Source organism: Kitasatospora terrestris (assembly GCF_039542905.1).
GTDB classification, from domain to species: domain Bacteria; phylum Actinomycetota; class Actinomycetes; order Streptomycetales; family Streptomycetaceae; genus Kitasatospora; species Kitasatospora terrestris.
This window is the reverse complement of the sequence record NZ_BAABIS010000001.1, coordinates 651067-668711: the sequence shown is the minus strand read 5'-3', so window position 1 is coordinate 668711 and position 17645 is coordinate 651067. Positions and strand designations below refer to the sequence as shown.

Below are 17645 nucleotides of genomic sequence, written 5' to 3'. Positions count from 1 at the left end.
GCCGAACGGCTGACGCGACGTCACGGGAGCTGCGGGGGAGCGGCAGGGAGGCGTGGCGGGGAGGCGTGGCGGGCCCGGAATCAGGCCGCGAGGACCTCCTGCCCGCGCTTCGAGGCCCTGACCTTGGGCTTCCGGTTCGGCAGCGAGAGCCGGACGACCTTGCGCCACGCGGAGAACACCTGCTTGGGCAGGGGCCCGGTGACGTACTCCAGCTCGTACTTCTCGAACAGCGCGCGCACCTTCACCGCGACCTCGGCGTACCGGTTGCTCGGCAGGTCCGGGAACAGGTGGTGCTCGATCTGGTGCGACAGGTTGCCGGTCATGAAGTGCATGGCCCGGCTGCCGCTGATGTTCGCCGACCCCATCATCTGGCGCAGGTACCACTGGCCGCGCGTCTCGCCGTCGATCGACCGGCGCTCGAAGACCTGGACGCCCTCGGGGAAGTGCCCGCACATGATCACCGAGTGGGACCAGACGTTGCGGACCAGGTTCGCGGTGAACGTGGCGGCGAGCGTGGGGAGGAACGACGGGCCCGACAGCAGCGGGTGGATCACGTAGTCCTTGAGCACCTGCTTGCGGATCTTGCGGCCCACGGCCCGGGCCCGCGCCCGGAACTCCGGGTCCTTGCGGCGGCGCTTGCCCAGGTTCTTGCCGAGCTCCAGGTCGTACGCCGCGATGCCGTACTCGAAGAAGCAGGCGTTGACGAGGTTCCACAGCGGCTGGCCGAGGTGGAACGGCTGCCACTTCTGGTCCTCGTCGACGCGCATGATGCCGTAGCCGAGGTCGTTGTCCTTGCCGATCACGTTGGTGTACGTGTGGTGCAGCTCGTTGTGCGAGTGCTTCCACTGGTCGGACGGCGAGACGTGGTCCCACTCCCAGGTGGTGGAGTGGATCTTCGGGTCCCGCATCCAGTCCCACTGGCCGTGCAGGACGTTGTGGCCGATCTCCATGTTGTCCATGATCTTCGCCACGGACAGGCCGGCGGTGCCGATCAGCCACGCGGGCGGGAAGAGAGAGAACAGCAGCACGCCCCTGCTGGCCAGCTCGAGCTTGCGCTGCGCGGAGATGACCTTGCGGATGTACGCGGCGTCCTGCTCTCCGCGGTCGGCGATCACCTCGTCGCGGATCGCGTCCAGCTCGCGGCCGAGCTCCTCGATCTGCTCCGCGGTCAGGTGGGCGGTGGGGTCGATGGCGGTCAAGGTGCGCCTACCGTTCGATGTCGCAGGGGCCCGCCGCGGCGGACACGCAGGTCTGGATGAGGACGCCCGGCTCGGCCTCGGTGATCTCGCCGGTGCGCAGGTCGCGGACGGCGCCCGCCTTGAGCGGCGTGACGCAGCCGAAGCAGATGCCCATGCGGCACCCCGAGGGCATCAGCACCCCGGCCTCCTCGCCGACGTCCAGCAACGGCGTGGCGCCGTCCGCGTCGACCGTCCGGCCGGTGGCGCTGAACGTGACCTCGCCGCCCTCGCCGGTGACGACGGTGGCGGGGCGGAAGCGTTCGGTGTGCAGGAGCTCCCGGACGCCGTGCGCGGCCCAGTGCTCCTCGGCGGCGTCGAGCAGCCCCGCGGGCCCGCACGCCCAGGTCTCGCGCTCGGCCCAGTCGGGCACGAGCTCGTCGAGACGGGCGACGTCGAGCCTGCCGTCCGTGCCGGTGTGCACCTCGGTGAGGCGCAGCCGCCCGTTGGCGGCCAGCCCGTGCAGCTCGTCGCGGAAGATCACGTCGCGCGGCCGCGGCGCGCAGTGGACCAGGACGACATCGGCGAAGTCGGTGTCGCGCAGCATGCCCATCACGGGCGTGATGCCGCTGCCGGCCGTCAGGTAGAGCACCTTGGCGGGCTTGGCCTGCGGCAGCACGAAGTCACCGGTCGCCTGCTCCAGCTGGACCAGCGTGCCCGGGGCGGCCCTGCGGACCAGGTGGTTGCTGACCTTGCCGTCCGGGACCGCCTTCACGGTGATCGTGAGGCGGCCGTCCCGGCGGTCCGTCGGCGAGGTGATCGAGTACGCCCGCCACAGGCGCCGCCCGTCGACGTCGACCCCGATCCGCAGGTACTGGCCGGCCGTGTGGCCGCGCCAGCCCCGTCCCGGCCTGATCACGACGGTCGAGGCGTCACCCGTCTCGGGGTGCACGGCCTCGATGCGCCCACGCAGGTCGGCGCCCGCGCGCAGCGGGCTGACCAGGTCGAGGTAGTCCGACGGCAGCAGTGGCGTCGTGACCATCTCCAGCAGTTTCCACGCCCTGCCGCGGAGGGTTGCACTCGTCATGTGTCCAGCTTGCTGCGCTTCGGGGCGTAAAGTCCTGACCGTAGGACGTGAAACTGCTCGACCGAATTGTTCGCAGGAAACAAGAACGTGAGCCATGCCATCCGGAGGGCCAGCGAACTGGCCCTGGACGAGACGACGGTCACCGCACTGCGGGCCGCGCTGAAGACCACCGCCGACGAGGTCGTCCAGGCGATCATCGACGAGGTCCCTCCCTATGCCAACGCCCTCTCGGGCAGCATGGGAGGCACCATCCGCCGGGCCGTCCGCACCGCCCTGGGGCACTACCTGGACCTGGCGAGCGGGAACGCCACCGGCGGCGACGCCGGTGACGCGGCGTACGAGCTGGGCCGCGGCGAGGTGCGCGACGGCCGCTCGATGGACGCCCTGCTCAGCGCCTACCGCGTCGGCGCCCGCGTGGCCTGGCGGTGCCTGGCCGCCGGTGCCGTACCCGCCGGCCTGCCCGCCGCCGAGGTCGCCAAGTTCGCCGAACTGACCTTCGCCTACATCGACGAGCTCTCCGCCGCGAGCGCCGCGGGCCACGCCGACGAACTGGCCGCCCGGGGCAGGGCACAGGAGCGCCACCTGGAACACCTGGCCCGCGACCTCCTCGCGGGCGCGAACCCGGACGTGCTGGCCGCCTCCGTCCAACGGTCCGGGTGGCAGCCCCCGGCCACGCTGACCGCGGTCCTGCTGCCGGCCGCCCAGGCCCGGCCCGCCTACCGCGAGCTCGACCCGGGCACCCTCGTCCTCGACGACCTGCCGGACGCCACCGGTGTGCTGCTCGTCCCCGACGCCGACCGGCCGCACCTCCTGCGGCAGCTGACCGACCGCACCGCCGTGGTCGGCCCGGCCCGGCCGTGGACCCGGGCGGCCGCCTCGTACGCACGGGCCGTACGCGCCCGCTCGCTCTCCGCCGACATCCGCGACACCGAGGACCACCTGCCCGAGCTGGTGCTGAGCGCCGACAAGGACGCGTTCGCCGACCTGCGGGCCCGGGCCCTCGCGCCGCTGCGTTCTCTGCCCGGCGCGACCGCGCGGCGGATGGAGGAGACCTTGCGGGCGTGGCTGCTGCACCAGGGCAGGCGGGACGAGGTGGCGGCGGCCCTGTTCGTCCATCCCCAGACGGTCCGGTACCGGATGGCGCAGCTGCGGGAGCTGTTCCCGGACCTCGCCTCGCCGCAGCGGGTCCTCGAACTGACGCTGGCCGTGGGGCTTCGGACCGGCTGACGCCTACCTCGACGTCCGCGAACGGGTCGGCGGGTCGGCGGTGGTGGCCGGGGCTGCGGTACGGGGACGAGACGCCCGGTCGAGGTGGGCGCACGGGGGTACGGGGGAGGGGTATTGTCGGAGCGCGCCAAGCCGCCCCGGACAGGAACCCGGAGGAACCGATGCAGACCAGCAGCCGCCCGGCCACGGCCCGGCTCCTCGTGGTGTGCACCCTGCTGCTCGGACTGTTCCTCATGCACGGCGCCCCGCTCGCGGCCGGAGGCTGCCACGACGACATGGCGCGCGCCGTCGCGGCCCCGGCCATGGCATTCCCGCACCTCGCGCACCCCGCGACGGCGGGCGACGCCGCCGGCCGCGACCCGCGCGCCGTGCCTGCCGCCGCCGACACCCGCGGCGGATCGGCCTGCCTGTCCACGCCGGCCCACGGGCGCGTCGTGCTGGACCCGCCCCCGCTCCTGGCCGTCCTGTCCGTGGCCCTGATCGTCGGCACGGGCATGCTCGCCACGACCGCGGGAACGGCCAGGCTGCGCGGCCCCCCGGGCGGCGGGCGCCGACTCCTGCTCCAGGTGTGCGTCGCGCGGACGTGAGAGGGCCCACCCGATCCCCGCACGGGGAACCGGGCACCGACCCTGCTCACCTCCGCGCCCTCGGCGCGGCCTTCTCCAAGGACATCCGATGCGTACCACCCGTCTGTCCCGCCGCACCCTCGCCCTGGCGGGCGCCGCCCTCCTCACCACGGTCCTGACCGCCTGCGGTTCCGGCACGGACCACGACATGCCGGGCATGAACCACGACGGCGCCTCGCCGAGCGCCTCCGCCTCCGCCGGCCACGCCATGCCCGGCATGGACCACGGCGCGCCCGTTGCCGACGGCGCCGGAGCGCCGGCCGACAACCGCTCCGGGTACCGCTTCGACGCGGCCGCCGCCACCCTGCCCGCCGGGCAGCCGACCGACTACCGCTTCAGCATCACCGGCCCCGACGGCAAGCCGGTGACCGCCTTCGCGGTCGAGCAGACCAAGCAGATGCACTTCTACGCGATCCGCTCCGACCTCACGGGCTTCCAGCACCTGCACCCCACCATGGCCCCCGACGGCACCTGGACCGCCCCGCTCGCGGCCCTGACCTCCGGCTCCTGGCGCACCTACGCGTCCTTCACCCCCGACACCGGCGACGGCAAGGGCACGGCGCTGGTCCTCTCCCGCACCGTGGACGTCGACGGCAGGGCGGACGCCGCGCCGCTGCCGGCCGCGGCCACCACCACCCAGGTCGACGGCTACACCGTCACCCTCCAGGGCGCCCCGATGGCCACCATGGCCCACCCCGTGACGGTCACCGTCACCAAGGACGGCAAGCCGGTCACCGACCTCCAGCCCTACCTCGACACCTACGCCCACCTCACCGCCTTCCACGAGGGCGACATGGCCTTCGCCCACCTCCACCCCGCGAGCGCGGCCGCCGGCGGCCGGGGCGGCCCCGAGCTCGCCTTCCACGCCGAGTTCCCCCAGGCCGGCAACTGGCGCCTGTTCCTGCAGTTCCAGACCGCCGGGCAGCTGCACACCGCTGCCCTCACCCTCAAGGTCGGCTGAGCCGTCCGGGGGGCGGGGCGTCGCCGCGACGACGCCCCGCCCCCCGGACACCGTCGTGCGTCAGTCGGTCGGCATGCGGGCCTCGCATTCCTTGATCACGGCTTCGAGGTTGTCGGAGAACAGGGTCTCCAGCGGGAAGGTGATGGGGAGGGCGGACTCGACGGCGGTCATCAGTTGAACGGCCGCGAAGGAGTGGCCACCGGATGCGAAGAAGTCGTCGCCGAGGTCGGCGGTGGGGACACCGAGCGCCTCGCACCAGGCGTCGATGACGGTGCGGTCGACCGGGGGGTCGCTGCTCATGGAGGGGCCTCCGGTTTCTGCCGGCTCCGGCCGGCTCGGTCGTTCGGTCACTTGGGGAGGAGGGTGACCGGCATGTGCTCGACACCCCACATGAAGTTGGAGTGCATCGTCCGGACGGGGCCGGCGAGTTCGGCGCCGGAGAGGCGGTCGACGAGCAACTGGAGCATGACGCGGAGCTCGATCCGGGCGAGCGCGGCGCCGATGCAGAAGTGACTCCCCATGCCGAACGCCAGGTGACGGTTGGGGGTTCGGCCGAGATCCAGCCGGTCCGGCCGGTCGAAGACGGCCTCGTCACGGTTGGCGGAGGGGTTCCAGATGGCGACGGTTTCGCCGGCCTTGATCGTCTGACCGCCGATCTCGGTGTCGGTGCGGGCGACGCGCTTCATGTGCATCGCCGGACTGGTGTAGCGGAGGACCTCCTCGACCGCGCTGTCCGGACTGACGTCGCCGTCGCGCAGGCGCTGCCATTGGGCGGGGTTCTCGATGAGGGCGAGCAGACCGCCGGCGGAGGCCAGCCGGGTGGTCTCGTTGGCGCCGAGGAGGATGCCGTTGCAGTTCATGACGATCTCTGCGTCGGTCAGGGGGACCCCGTCGACCTCGCTGGTGGCGAGCGTGCTGACGACGTCGTCGCCGGGCGCGGCGCGTCGCTGCTCGAGGAGTCGGGCGTAGTAGGCGAAGATCTTCGCGTTGGCCACGGTGCTCGCCGCGACGCTGACCGGGCCGCCCTCGGCGCCGAGGTTGGCGCCGAACGCCCTGCTGGTCATGTCGGTGAAGGCCTGGTGCTCCTCGCGGGCCACGTCCATGATGTGGCACACGATCGCTGCGGGCAGGACCGCCGCGATGTCGGTGACGAAGTCGACCACCCCGGTCTCGACGGCCTCGTCGATCAGGGGGGTGAGCACGTCGCGCATGGTCTGTTCCATCTGGGCGGTCCTGCGCGGGGTGAAGGCCGAGTTCATCAGGTTGCGCAGCTTGGTGTGGCGCGGCGGGTCGGTGACGATCATCATCCGGCCGGCCGCCGCGTCCACGCCGTGCCGACCGGAGCCGAGGCGCATGCCGCGTTCGGAGGTGAAGGTGTTGGTGCCCTTGTAGACCTGGACGGCGGGTTCGTACGTCATCACCGCCCAGAACGCCTCGCCGGGGACACCGGTGTCGTTCCAGTGGACGGGTGCGGTGGCCCGCAGTTCACGCCAGACCGGCAGGGGGTCGCCGTGGGCGTAGAGCGCCGGGTCCGCGACGTTCAGTGCTGGGGTGGGCCGCTGCGCGCGGTCCTTGGCCGCTGCGGTCATCGGGCGGTCACTTCGACCGGGATGCTCTTGTACTCGAGCATGAAGTTGGACCGCAGGCGGACCACGTCGCCCGCCGGAGCCAGTCGGCCCGGCCGCGTGGGCAGGCTGCGGAGCAGCGCGTTGAGCGCGGTGCGGCCCATCGCCGCACCGATGCAGTGGTGCGGGCCGCTCGCGAAGCCGACGTGGCGGTTGGGGGTGCGGCCGAGGTCGAAGCGGTTCGGCTCGGGGAACTGGTTCGCGTCGCGGTTGGCGGAGGCGATCCACAGGGTGACGGAGTCCCCCTCGGCGATCTCGACACCGCGGACCGTGACCGGCCTGGTGGCCGTCCGCTGGACGTAGGAGGCGGTGGAGGTCCAGCGGACGAATTCCTCGATGCCGGTGTCGACCAGTTTCGGATCGGCGCGCAGCCGATCCCACTCCGCCGGGTCGTCCATCATGGCGAGCACGCCGCCACTGGCGCTGTGCTGGGTGGTCTCGTTCCCGCCGATGGCCAGGTTCATCAAGTTGAACAGCAGGGTGTCCTCGTCGAGTTCCCGCTCGCCCTCCTCGGGGGTGAGCAGGATGCTGACCGCGTCGTCGCCGGGGACGGCGCGGCGCTTGGCGATCAGGTCGAGGAAGAAGTCGAAGATGTCCGCCTGGGCGGTGGCCAGACGCAGGCCCTCGTGGCTGATGCCGAGGGAGTGGTCGTCGTCCCGGTAGCCGATCATGGTCTGGGTCAGGGCCAGCAAGTGGAGCGCCTCGTCGTGGTCGATGCCCAGCTGCGCCATGAGTCCGCCGGCCGGGAGCTCCCGGGCCACGTCGAGGGCGAGGTCGCCGCCGCCGTCGGCCCAGAGCCGGTCGAGGGCGAGCTCGACCCGGTGTCGGACCGTCGTGGTGACCCGCTCGATCAGCGCGGGTGAGAAGACCCGGTGCATGCGGCGGCGCAGCTGTCGGTGGCGCGGCGGGTCGGAGGTGACGAGCATCCGCCCGGAGGCGGTGTCGATCTCGTCGCGGAAGGACCCTCCGATGACCGTGCCGTGCTCCGAGCTGAACGTCTCGGTGTCGCGGAGCGCCGCGAGCACGTCGTCGTACGTGGTCAGCGCCCAGAAGCCGCCGGACGGGGTGGGGTTCCAGTGGACCGGGGACTGGGTGCGCAGCTGTTCCCACAGGAGGTGGGGGTCGCCGCTGACGAAGGCCTCGGTGTCGTTGAGGTCGATCCGGGCCACCGGTCCGGGAACCTGGGTCACGTGTCGTCTCCCTTGCGCGGTGCCGCGTCGGTGGCGGCGGCCATGTCGGTCAGGACGGTGTTGGACAGGATGCTCTCGAGGGTGACGAACGCGCCGTTGTCGCGGGCGATCCGGCGGCTGAGCCGGAAGGCCAGCATCGAGTTGCCGCCGAGCTCGAAGAAGTCGTCGTCGGTGCCGATCCGTTCGGTGCCGAGCAGTTCCTCCCAGACGCCGGCGAGGTAGCGCTCGGTGTCCGTCGCGGGTGCGGTGTACCCGCTGCGGCGTCGGCCCCGGTCGGCCAGCAGGTCGAGCAGGGCCGCGGTGTCGCGCTTGCCGTGCGGGGTCGCCTGGATCTCGGGGACGTTCAGGAACTCCGAGGGCACCTGGTAGTCGGGCATCGTCGCCTGGGCGTGGGCCCGGACCTGGGGAACGGTGGTGCGTCCCTGGAGGACGACGAAGGCGACGAGCCGCTTGTCCTGGTCGCTGCCCTGCGGCAGGACCGCCGCGTCCAGGACACCGGGGTGGGCGATCAGCGAACGCTCCACTTCGCGCGGCTCGACCCGGTAGCCGCGGATCTTCACCTGGTCGTCGTTGCGGCCCAGGTAGTCGAGGACGCCGTCCCGCTCCAGGACCAGGTCGCCGGTGGCGTACATGGTCGATCCGGGTGGGCCGAGCGGGTCCGGGAGGAACCGCTCGGCGGTGCGGGCGGGGTCGCCGAGGTAGCCGCGGGTGACCCCGGCGCCGCCGATGTACAGCTCGCCGGGCGTGCCCACCGGAACGGGGCGCAGCTCGGGGTCGAGGACGTGGAGCAGGACGCCGGACAGCGCGCGGCCGATCGGGACGCTGGTGGCGTCGTGCAGCACCTCGGTGATCCGGTGGGCGGTGGCGGCGGTGGTGCCTTCGGTCGGGCCGTAGAGGTTGACCAGCTCGCCGTCGAACTTGCCGGCGAGGATGTCGCGGCAGGCGGCGGGGCGGACCACGTCGCCACCGGTCTGCAGGATCCGCAGCGAGGAGAAGACGTCGGGGTCCTCCGCGGCGATGTGGTTGAAGGCCATGGTGGGGGAGAGCAGCGCGGTGATCCGGCGGCGGCGCAGCTCCCGGCCCGGGTCGCCCTTCACCAGGTCGGGCACCGAGGGCATCATGACGATCTCGGCACCGAACCAGAAAGAGCTCCAGAGCTCCCAGTGGAAGGTGTCGAAGGAGACGTTGGCGATCTGGGCGACCCGGTCGGCCTGGGTGAGCCGGGGCAGTTCGGGATTGGTGACGAAGTGCACCAGGTTGCGGTGCTCGACCACGACGCCCTTGGGCGTGCCGGTGGAGCCGGAGGTGAACAGCACGCAGGCCGCGTCCTGGCCGTCGGGTTCGGGCAGGTCCGGGCCGGCGGTCCGGGGAGCGCCGACGGACGGGTCGTACCGCTGGACCAGCGGGTTGAACCCGGGGTCCAGCTGTTCGGCTCCGGCGGCGTCCACCAGGGTGACCCGGACGCCGGCCGCGCGCAGCATGAGCTCGCGCCGGGCCTTGGGGTAGCGCTGGTCCACGGCGACGTAGGCGGCGCCCGCCCGCAGCGCGCCGAGGATGCCGATGACCAGGTCCACGTCGCGCTCGCGGTGGATGCCCACCCGGTCCTCCCGGCGCACCCCGGCCTCGATCAGCTGCCGCGCCACGGCGGCGGAGGCGCGGTCGAGTTCGGCGTAGGTGAGCCGGCGGCCCGAGTCGTCGGAGACGGCGGGCGAGTCGCCGTGGGCGGCGACCGAGTCGGCGAACATCCGGGTGAGGGTCGGGGGCGCGGTCGGGCCGTGCGGGTTCACGGTGGGAGCACTCCTTGTCATTCGGGCAGGCCGTCCGCGATGACCCGCAGCAGGTCGTCGGGCGCAGAGCGGTGGGTGTGGTCGTCGCCGGGCAGCAGGATCTGGCGGACCCGCCCGTAGGCGGACCATTCGTCCATCTCCTCGGGGCGCGTGTGGGTGTCGGCGGTCCAGGAGATCGTGGTGATGTCGAGGGGCGTGGGCCCGGGGCCGGCCGGCGTGTAGCCGCAGGTGAGGCTGGTGTCCGCGCGCAGGACCCGGATGGAGAGGGCGAGCAGTTCGGCCGGGGGTTCCGGTTCGTCTCGTGACGCTGCGCCGTACCGGAGTTCGGCCAGGTACTCCTCGTCGGTGGTCTCCGGCGTGAAGGGCCCGTTGCGGCCGCCGCCGAAGTAGCCGCCGCGGTGGGGCGCCAGGCAGGAGGAGGCGAAGAGCTGTTGCGGCAGGGGTGCCGAGCGGCGGGCCAGTTCGGCCGCGAGTCCGTAGCCGAGCCGGGCACCGAAGCAGTGCCCGAAGAACGCGAACGGCCGGTCCAGGCAGGGGCCGAGGGCGTCGGCCGCGTCGCGGGCGAACTCCTCCATCGAGGTGTACGCGGGGTCCCGCATGCGGTTCTCGCGTCCGGGCAGCTGGATCGGGCAGACCTCGATGTCGCCGATCCGGGTGGGCCAGGCCCGGAAGACCGAGGCGCCGATGCCGGACACCGGCAGGCAGAACAGGCGGGCCCGGGAGTCCGGATCGAGGTCGCGGATGAGCCAGCGCCGGGTGCCTTCGCGGGCGCTCATCGCGCGACCCGGCCGACACCGGCGGGACGGGGGTCGGTCCAGTTCTCGGCTATCCAGGCGAGGCAGGCGGACCGCTCGCCGCGCTGCCCGGTCGGCTGCCAGCCCTCGGGCACGGGACGGGTGGCGGGCCAGATGCTGTGGCGTCCCTCGGTGTTGCTGACGGTCAGCCAGTCGGCGTGCTCCGCCGTGTCCACGGATGTCTCGCTCATCACTGCTCCGGTCGGATGTGTGGGGTGGAGTCGGGCCGACCGTGCGGCGCCATGGCCGACCGTGCGGCGCCATGGCCGGCCGTGCCGGCCCGGAGGCCGGCACGGCCGGCGACGGGTCGCGTGCGGTCGTTCGGGGCATCGCGACGGACCGCTCCGTCCGGCGGCGGGGCAGGGCGGCAACAGTGCCGAGCCGGGCCGGTACGGCGACCTCAGAGTGAGGCTAGGCGGTGCAGAGGGTCTCCAGCGGCACCTGGTGCGGCAGAAGGGAGGCACCTGTGGGTGCCGCGGCGGCACCGCTCGTCCTGGATCCGGCGGACCAGGTCGAGGACGGCGAACCGGGGTGTCCCCCCGGCCGCCGGGCGGACCGGGCGCACCATGCCCCGGCTGACCAGCAGGTGGACGGCGGTCGCCGTCGAGTCCTCGGTGAGGCCGGTGCGAGCGGTGGCGTCCGCCAGGGTCCAGGGCGGCCTCATGGCGGCGAGCCGGCACAGCACGTCGGCCTCGGCCGGGCGGAGCGCGTCGAGGCCTGCCTCCAGCGCGGCCCGCAGGTCGGTCGCGGGCCGGGACGGCGGGGTGACCAGTCTGAAGGGCTGGTGCACGGCGATCCCCAGGAGTTCGGCGGGCTCGTAGAGCAGCAGCCAGTCCGCGGCGGCCTCGACGGCGGCCGGGATGCCGTCCAGCCGCCGACAGACCTCGGCCAGCGAACGGAGCATCGCCGGGTCCCGGCGGGCCGCGGGCCCCAGGTGGTCCGCGCGGGCGAGCAGCAGCCGCAGCGAGGGGGCGGCTGGCGGTTCGTGGCCGGTGCCGTCCGCCGCGGTGACGTCGAGCGGGAAGACGGGGTAGTCGGTGTCCGCCCCGCAGCGGCCGTGCTCGCGGCTCTCGTGCAGCACCCGCAAGCCCGGGCAGAGCTCCACCAGCCGCCGCAGGGCGGCCTCGGCCCTGGTGTCCAGGCCGCCGCCGGGCAGCGCGAGCAGGGTGTCACCGGTACCGAACGCGGCAGCCAGGTTGTCGAGTTCGGGCTCGCCGCGCAGCAGCGCGTCGAGGCGCTCGGACACCTGGCCCCGGTGGCGCCCGGTGACGGAGCCCCAGGTCCCCGCCCACACCACGGGCATGAGCCCCGCGGCGTACGTCCGGTGGGCGACCTCCTGGATGAGCCTTGACTTTCCGACTCCCGCGATGCCGACGACCCGGATGAGCCGCCGGCCGCCGGAGGCGATCTGCCGGGCGAGGGCCTCGACCTCGCGTTCGCGACCGATGATCGGCCCGAGGGCGGCGGGTGGCGGCGTGAGCTGGTCGGCCAGTTCGACCTGCGTCCGGGCTCCGGTCGCGGCCTGTTCGAGCTCCGCCCGGCGGGTGCCGGTGAGCCTGAGCCCGTCGAGGAGCAGCCGCAGCGTCTCGCGGCGCGGATTGAGGGTGAGGTCGAGCTCCAGGTCGCGGATGGTGCGGATGCTCACCGAGGAGAGGTCGGCGAGCTGGCCCTGGGTCATGCCGGTCCGTCTGCGCGCGGCCTTCAGCAGGTCCCCGAGGCTGGGGCCGGCCGCGCCTGCCGTCCCCTTCGCCGACGTCGCCGAGTGCTGTGCCTTGCTCAAGATTCCCCCGCCCTCGTGCGTTCCGGCATCGCCGGAACGGATCCTCCCGGTGTCCGCGGAATCGGCACGAATTCGCCCGAGATTCATTAGTCGCGGCGCCGGACGTTATATCCCCGTGATTGGCAATTCCGACCGGGGTGTTCGGGATCTTGGCCCGTACCCGATCTGCTTCTAGGTTCTCTCCCGGGTCGGCTTGACTTGTCAAGGCCATCCGAATAATGAGACAGGGGCCCTGTCCGACTCGCCCCGATCGCCCCATGTGGGCGTGATGTGCTGTCAACTTGGCTGTTTGATCTGCGCGTTCTCCGAACTTGTCATGTCTGCTAGGGTCCCATGCCCATGGCAGTCCGTCTCACGGGCGACTACGCCCGACTGTGGTTGGCATCCGGAACGTCGTCATTGGGGGACGGTGTCACAATTGCCGCAGGGCCATTGCTGATGGCCACCGTCAGCAGTGATCCCGCAGTGGTAGCCGGAGCAGTGTTCGCGCAGCAACTTCCCTGGCTGCTCTTCTCGCTCTTCAGCGGTGTGTTCGTGGACCGGGTCGACCGGCGGGCAGTCGTCGGCGCGGTGGGCGCCGCCCGCGCGCTGGTCATGGCGGTCCTGGCGGTCCTGGTCTGGCGGGACCTGGCGAGCATCCCGGTGATCTATGCGGCGGTCTTCCTGCTCGGCACGGGGGCGACCCTGTCGGACAACGCCGGCCAGGCACTGGTGCCGAGCGTGGTGGCCACCGGCGACCTCGCCCGGGCGAACGCCTGGATCTCGGGCGTCCGCATGGTCTGCAACCAGTTCGGCGGCCCGCCGATGGGCGGCTGGCTGTTCGCCGTCGCCGCGGCGGTGCCGTTCGGCGTGGACGCGGTCTGCTTCGTGGCCTCCTCGGCGCTCGTGCTCTCGCTGGCCGGACGCAAGGCCGCCCCCGCGGCCGGCCCCCGCAGCCCCGACGGGTCGACGGCTCGCGCCTCGGTCCGGCAGGAGATCGGCGACGGGCTGCGCTGGCTGTGGAACCGCAGTGCGCTGCGCATGCTCGCGGTCGCCATGGGCCTGATGAACATCAGCTACGGCGGAGCCTTCGCGGCGTACGTGCTCTACGCGCGCGAGCGATTGGGCTTCTCCGAGGTCGGCTACGGGTTCCTGCTCGCGGCGACCGCCGTGGGCGGCGTGGTGGGCACCGTGTCGGTGGCCCGGCTGGATGCCAGGTTCGGCGCCGCGACGCTCCTCAGGGCCGGTATGGTCGTGGAGACGCTGACCCACCTGGTCCTCGCGGTGACCCGCTCGCCCTGGGTGGCGGGTCTGACCCTGGTGCTGTTCGGCGCGCACGCCACCATCTGGGGCGTGGTCTCGGTGACGCTCCGGCAGCGGGTCACGCCGGAAGGCATGCTGGGCCGGATCAACAGCGTCTACCTGCTGTTCAGCATGGGCGGGTTCGCGATCGGCTCGCTCCTCGGCGGCCTGGTCGGCCATGCCTTCGGCATCGTCGCGCCGTTCTGGGCCGCATTCGCGGCGATGACCGTGATGACGGCCGCCGCCTGGCGGGTCATGGTGCCCGCCGCCCTCTCTCCCCGGGCGACGGAGCCCGCCCGCTCCCCGGCCTGACCACCCCGACAACCTGGACGGACGAAGCGATGACCCCTCAAACGCCGGACCGGACCGAACGCGCCGCACTGCGCGAGCTGTTCGCCGAGGTCCTCGAACTCGATGCCGGGCTGATCGGCGACGACGACGACTTCTTCCGCCTGGGCGGCCATTCCCAACTGGCCATCAGGCTCGCGGTCCGGGTGCGCAACCGGCTGGGCGTCCGGCTGACGGTCGGCGACGTCTTCGCGGCACCCACCGTCGGCTCGCTCGCCGGCCGGGTGGCCGACGCCCCGAAGGCGGCCCCGCCCCTGCGGGCCCGCCCGCCGGCCGGCGGGGCCGCCGACTGACCCGGACCGGCACCCGAGATGCCGGTGATCTGCCTCCTGAGGTGCCGTCGAGCAGCCCGGCGGCGACCTAGCCTTTGGCCGAGGTGCGGTCGGCGGTCCCGATCCGCCGGCGACCGGGCGGATCGGAAGGAAGGCAAGGCCGTTGACCCCTCTGTCCTACGGCCAGCAGCGCCTGTGGCTGCTGGACCGGTTCGAAGGGACCGGCTGGACGTACCACATCGCCATGCGGCTGGAGATGCGCGGCGACCTGGACGTGCCGGCCCTGGAACAGGCGCTGGCCGATCTGGTGGAGCGCCACGAGACCCTGCGCACCGCCTTCCCGGACGACCGGGGGGTGCCCCGCCAGGAACTCCTGCCGGCCGCCCGGGTCCCCCTCGCCGTCCTGGACGGGCGGAGCGCCGGGCTGCAGACGCTGGTCGACCGGGTCGTGCGGCAGGAGTTCGACCTGGCGACCGAGGCCCCCTTCCGGGCGGTCCTCATCGCCCGGGGCCCCGCCGAGCACGTGCTGTGCATGGTGATGCACCACATCGCGGTCGACGGATGGTCGATGGAACCCCTGCTCCGGGACCTGGCGGCGGCGTACTCGGCGCGGGCGGCCGGCCGGGCCCCCGGCTGGGACCCGCTGCCGGTGCGGTTCGCGGACTTCGCCCTGTGGGAGCGGGACGTCCTGGGCTCGCCGGACGATCCGACCTCCCTGCTCTCCGAACAACTGGACTACTGGTCGGCCGCCCTGCGGGGCATGCCCCAGGAGATCGCCCTCCCCACCGACCGGCCCCGGCCCGCGACGCCGAGCCTGCGCGGCGGGGCCGTACCCGTCGTCGTCGACGCCGACCTCCACCGGACGCTGGCGGCACTGGCCCGGGACTCCCGGGCGACCCTGTTCATGGTGGTGCACGCGGCCGTCGCGGCGCTGCTGTGCCGCCTGGGCGGCGGTGAGGACATCCCGATCGGCACCGGTCTTGCGGGCCGCGTGGACGAGGCGCTCAACGACGTGGTCGGGTTCTTCGTCTCCACCGTGGTGCTGCGCGCGGACCTCTCCGGCGACCCGACCTTCCGCGAGCTCCTCGGCCGCACCCGGGACGCCGACCTGGCCGCCTTCGACCACCAGGACGTGCCCTTCGACCGGGTGGTGGAAGCGCTCGCGCCCCGCCGGGAGCCCGGCCGCCACCCGCTGTTCCAGACCATGCTGGCGATCCAGGGCGACTACCGGTCGAGACTGGACTTCGCCGGACTGGACGTGACGGCCGAGAAGGAGGGCGCGATCGAGCGGCAGGCCGCCAAGTTCGACCTCTACCTCGACCTCTCCGAGACCCGGGACGCCGACGGCGTGCCGGCGGGCCTGCACGGCGAGCTCAAGTACGCGTCCGCCCTGTTCGACGAGCCCACGGTCCGGCTGCTGGCCGAGCGCCTGCTGCGGATCCTGCGGGCGATGGCCGCCGATCCCGGCCTGCGCCTGTCCGAGGCCGTCCTGGTCCCCGCCGACGAGCAGGCCCGCCTGGCCGCCGGCCTCGGCGCCGAGGACACCCTGCCCGAAGCGGTGGCCCGGGTGCTCGCCCGCCAGTCCCGCCCGGGCGGCCGGTACCGGGTCCGGGTGCTGGACGGACGTCTCGCGCCGGTGCCGACGGGAGTGTCCGGCCGGATCCACCTGTCCGGGGGCCCGTTCGCCGGCGACGCGGCGACCGTGCCCGACCCGTACGGGACCGCCCCGGAGGAGCTGCTGGACACCGGGCTCCAAGGCCGGCTGCGACCCGGCGGCGGACTCGAACTGACCGCCGACGGGGGCCCGTTTGTCCCCGAGCTGCTGACCGGTCGCCCCCGCGGCACGACCCGCGGACCGTCCGCCCGCCCGCGGACACCGCGCCAGGAGATCCTCTGCGGCCTGTTCGCAGACGCGCTCCGGCTGGACACCGTCGGAATCCACGACGACTTCTTCGAACTCGGCGGCCACTCCCTGCTCGCGGCCCGGGTCGTCGGCCGGCTGCGCACCGACCTCGGCCTCGCCCTCGACCTCGGCGCGGTCTTCCGCGCACCCACGGTGGCCCGACTGGACGCCCTGATCGGACAGGGCGCCGGCCGGCCGGCGGAAGCCGCGCCCACCGCGCCGCGCCCGGAGCCGATGCCGCTCTCCCCGGCCCAGTTCGGGCTGTGGATGGTCGACCAGATCGAGGGGCCCAGCGCCTCCTACAACATCCCGGTCGCGTTCCGCCTCACCGGGCCGCTGCGGCCCGACTGCCTCGAGGCCGCGCTGAACGACGTCGTGCGACGGCACGAGGCCCTGCGCACCGTCTTCCCGCAGGACGGACTCGGCGACCCGTTCCAGCGGATCCTGCCGCCGCAACGGGTCCGCCTGGACCTGCACCGCGAACACGGCACCGAGAACGGACTCGCCGACCTGCTGGCCGCCCTCGGCGCGCAGGTCCTCGACCTGGCCGACGGCCCACTCTTCCGGGCCCATCTGATCGAACTGGGCCCGACCGACCACGCGCTGATGCTGCTGGTCCACCACATCGTCTTCGACGGCCGCTCCCTGCCCCCGCTGCTCGACGACCTCGGTGAGGCCTACGCGGCACGGCTGTCCGGCCGGGCACCGGACCTGCCCCCTCCACCGGCGCAGTACGCCGACTGCGCGCTCCGCCAACTGGCCCGGCTCGGCGACGCCGACCACCCGGACAGCCTGCTGGCGACCCAGCTCCGGTACTGGCGCGACGCCCTGGCCGGACTGCCCGCCGAGTCCACCGTGCCGGGCGACCGGCCGCGCGCCCGCGCGGCGGGCGACCCGAGCGGGATCGTCCCGGTCGTGCTCGACCTCGAACTGCACCGCGGTCTGCTCCGGACGGCACGGCAGAACGGCACGACACTCTTCATGGCCCTGCACGCCGGATGGGCGGCGGCCCTCGCCCTCAGCGGCGCGGGCGACGACATCGCGATCGGAACCCCCGTCGACGGTCGGGCCGGCGGCGACCCGGACGACGCGATCGGCTACCTCGTCAACACCCTGGTCCTGCGCACCGACGTCTCCGGCGACCCCACCTACCGGGACCTGCTGGCCCGGGTCCGGGCGACGAACCTGGAGGCGTACGCCCGGCCCGACGTGCCGTTCGACCGGCTGGTGCAGGCGCTCAACCCGCCGCGGGAGGCCGGCCGCAACCCGCTGTTCCAGGTCGGGCTGGCCCTGGAGCAGGGCACCGTTCCGACACCGCGCCTCCCGGGCGTCCACGCCGCGGCCCTGGCGCTGCACGGCGCGAGCGCCAAGCTCGACCTCGACCTCACCCTTGCCGAGCAGTACGACGGCGAGCGGCCCGCGGGCCTCGCCGGAACGCTCGAGTACCCCACCGCCCGCTACGACCGCGCCACCGTGGAGGCCGTCGCCGCCAGGTTCGGGGCGCTGCTCGCCCTGTTCGCGGACGACGCCGACCTCCGGCTGCGCAGCGCCGCTGCGATGCTCCGGCGCGAAGAAATGGAGTCCTGACG

General features: G+C 73.3%; 15 protein-coding genes. 6 read left to right on the top strand and 9 right to left on the bottom strand.

Annotated elements, in window-relative coordinates; translation table 11 throughout:
* Window positions 1–80: 80 nt before the first annotated feature.
* Together ABEB06_RS03240 and ABEB06_RS03235 are read right to left on the bottom strand one after the other, a co-directional pair.
* Window positions 81–1199: a fatty acid desaturase family protein gene (locus ABEB06_RS03240; RefSeq protein WP_345695233.1), complete on the bottom strand. Its 1119-nt coding sequence runs from the start codon at window positions 1197–1199 to the stop codon at window positions 81–83.
* Between the two features lie 7 nt (window positions 1200–1206).
* A complete protein-coding gene (locus ABEB06_RS03235) occupies window positions 1207–2262 on the bottom strand; it encodes a ferredoxin reductase (protein ID WP_345695232.1) in 1056 nt (351 codons plus the stop codon).
* Between the two features lie 87 nt (window positions 2263–2349).
* Between ABEB06_RS03235 and ABEB06_RS03230 the strand changes: the two genes are divergently transcribed.
* The 3 genes from ABEB06_RS03230 (at window position 2350) to ABEB06_RS03220 (ending at window position 5076) form a co-directional block, all read left to right on the top strand.
* A complete protein-coding gene (locus ABEB06_RS03230) occupies window positions 2350–3489 on the top strand; it encodes a PucR family transcriptional regulator (RefSeq protein ID WP_345695231.1) in 1140 nt (379 codons plus the stop codon).
* Window positions 3490–3650: 161 nt separating this feature from the next.
* Window positions 3651–4076, top strand: coding sequence for a hypothetical protein (locus ABEB06_RS03225; RefSeq protein ID WP_345695230.1), 426 nt, complete (start codon window positions 3651–3653; stop codon window positions 4074–4076).
* Between the two features lie 88 nt (window positions 4077–4164).
* Window positions 4165–5076, top strand: coding sequence for a hypothetical protein (locus tag ABEB06_RS03220; RefSeq protein ID WP_345695229.1), 912 nt, complete (start codon window positions 4165–4167; stop codon window positions 5074–5076).
* Between the two features lie 60 nt (window positions 5077–5136).
* On the opposite strand, the gene ABEB06_RS03215 is transcribed toward ABEB06_RS03220, so the two are convergent.
* The 7 genes from ABEB06_RS03215 to ABEB06_RS03185 all read right to left on the bottom strand — a co-directional run bounded on the left by ABEB06_RS03215 (window position 5137) and on the right by ABEB06_RS03185 (window position 12252).
* Window positions 5137–5376, bottom strand: a complete 240-nt coding sequence (locus ABEB06_RS03215) for a phosphopantetheine-binding protein (protein WP_345695228.1) — start codon at window positions 5374–5376, stop codon at window positions 5137–5139.
* Window positions 5377–5423: 47 nt separating this feature from the next.
* Window positions 5424–6665, bottom strand: a complete 1242-nt coding sequence (locus ABEB06_RS03210; protein WP_345695227.1) for a cytochrome P450 — start codon at window positions 6663–6665, stop codon at window positions 5424–5426.
* Window positions 6662–7891: a cytochrome P450 gene (locus tag ABEB06_RS03205; protein WP_345695226.1), complete on the bottom strand. Its 1230-nt coding sequence runs from the start codon at window positions 7889–7891 to the stop codon at window positions 6662–6664. Before ABEB06_RS03205 ends, ABEB06_RS03210 begins: the two co-directional genes overlap by 4 nt.
* Window positions 7888–9678: a non-ribosomal peptide synthetase gene (locus ABEB06_RS03200; protein ID WP_345695225.1), complete on the bottom strand. Its 1791-nt coding sequence runs from the start codon at window positions 9676–9678 to the stop codon at window positions 7888–7890. The genes ABEB06_RS03205 and ABEB06_RS03200 overlap by 4 nt, the downstream gene beginning before the upstream one ends.
* Window positions 9679–9695: 17 nt before the next feature.
* Window positions 9696–10454, bottom strand: coding sequence for a thioesterase II family protein (locus ABEB06_RS03195; RefSeq protein ID WP_345695224.1), 759 nt, complete (start codon window positions 10452–10454; stop codon window positions 9696–9698).
* The gene (locus ABEB06_RS03190; protein ID WP_345695223.1) at window positions 10451–10663 is read right to left on the bottom strand and encodes an MbtH family protein; all 213 of its coding nucleotides are present in this window, start codon (window positions 10661–10663) and stop codon (window positions 10451–10453) included. The genes ABEB06_RS03195 and ABEB06_RS03190 overlap by 4 nt, the downstream gene beginning before the upstream one ends.
* 209 nt (window positions 10664–10872) lie before the next feature.
* Window positions 10873–12252, bottom strand: a complete 1380-nt coding sequence (locus ABEB06_RS03185; RefSeq protein WP_345695222.1) for a helix-turn-helix domain-containing protein — start codon at window positions 12250–12252, stop codon at window positions 10873–10875.
* A gap of 333 nt (window positions 12253–12585) precedes the next feature.
* Between ABEB06_RS03185 and ABEB06_RS03180 the strand changes: the two genes are divergently transcribed.
* The 3 genes from ABEB06_RS03180 to ABEB06_RS03170 all read left to right on the top strand — a co-directional run bounded on the left by ABEB06_RS03180 (window position 12586) and on the right by ABEB06_RS03170 (window position 17643).
* The gene (locus ABEB06_RS03180; protein ID WP_345695221.1) at window positions 12586–13845 is read left to right on the top strand and encodes an MFS transporter; all 1260 of its coding nucleotides are present in this window, start codon (window positions 12586–12588) and stop codon (window positions 13843–13845) included.
* A gap of 29 nt (window positions 13846–13874) precedes the next feature.
* A complete protein-coding gene (locus ABEB06_RS03175; protein ID WP_345695220.1) occupies window positions 13875–14174 on the top strand; it encodes an acyl carrier protein in 300 nt (99 codons plus the stop codon).
* Between the two features lie 142 nt (window positions 14175–14316).
* Complete coding sequence (locus ABEB06_RS03170) at window positions 14317–17643, top strand: condensation domain-containing protein (RefSeq protein WP_345695219.1); 3327 nt, start codon at window positions 14317–14319, stop codon at window positions 17641–17643.
* Window positions 17644–17645 lie beyond the last annotated feature (2 nt).

Coding starts and splice junctions, on each gene's coding strand:
- ABEB06_RS03235 (WP_345695232.1), bottom strand. CDS start 2,262: ATGACGAGTGCAACCCTCCGCGGCAGGGCGTGGAAACTGCTGGAGATG.
- ABEB06_RS03225 (WP_345695230.1), top strand. CDS start 3,651: ATGCAGACCAGCAGCCGCCCGGCCACGGCCCGGCTCCTCGTGGTGTGC.
- ABEB06_RS03220 (WP_345695229.1), top strand. CDS start 4,165: ATGCGTACCACCCGTCTGTCCCGCCGCACCCTCGCCCTGGCGGGCGCC.
- ABEB06_RS03215 (WP_345695228.1), bottom strand. CDS start 5,376: ATGAGCAGCGACCCCCCGGTCGACCGCACCGTCATCGACGCCTGGTGC.
- ABEB06_RS03210 (WP_345695227.1), bottom strand. CDS start 6,665: ATGACCGCAGCGGCCAAGGACCGCGCGCAGCGGCCCACCCCAGCACTG.
- ABEB06_RS03195 (WP_345695224.1), bottom strand. CDS start 10,454: ATGAGCGCCCGCGAAGGCACCCGGCGCTGGCTCATCCGCGACCTCGAT.
- ABEB06_RS03190 (WP_345695223.1), bottom strand. CDS start 10,663: ATGAGCGAGACATCCGTGGACACGGCGGAGCACGCCGACTGGCTGACC.
- ABEB06_RS03180 (WP_345695221.1), top strand. CDS start 12,586: ATGCCCATGGCAGTCCGTCTCACGGGCGACTACGCCCGACTGTGGTTG.
- ABEB06_RS03175 (WP_345695220.1), top strand. CDS start 13,875: ATGACCCCTCAAACGCCGGACCGGACCGAACGCGCCGCACTGCGCGAG.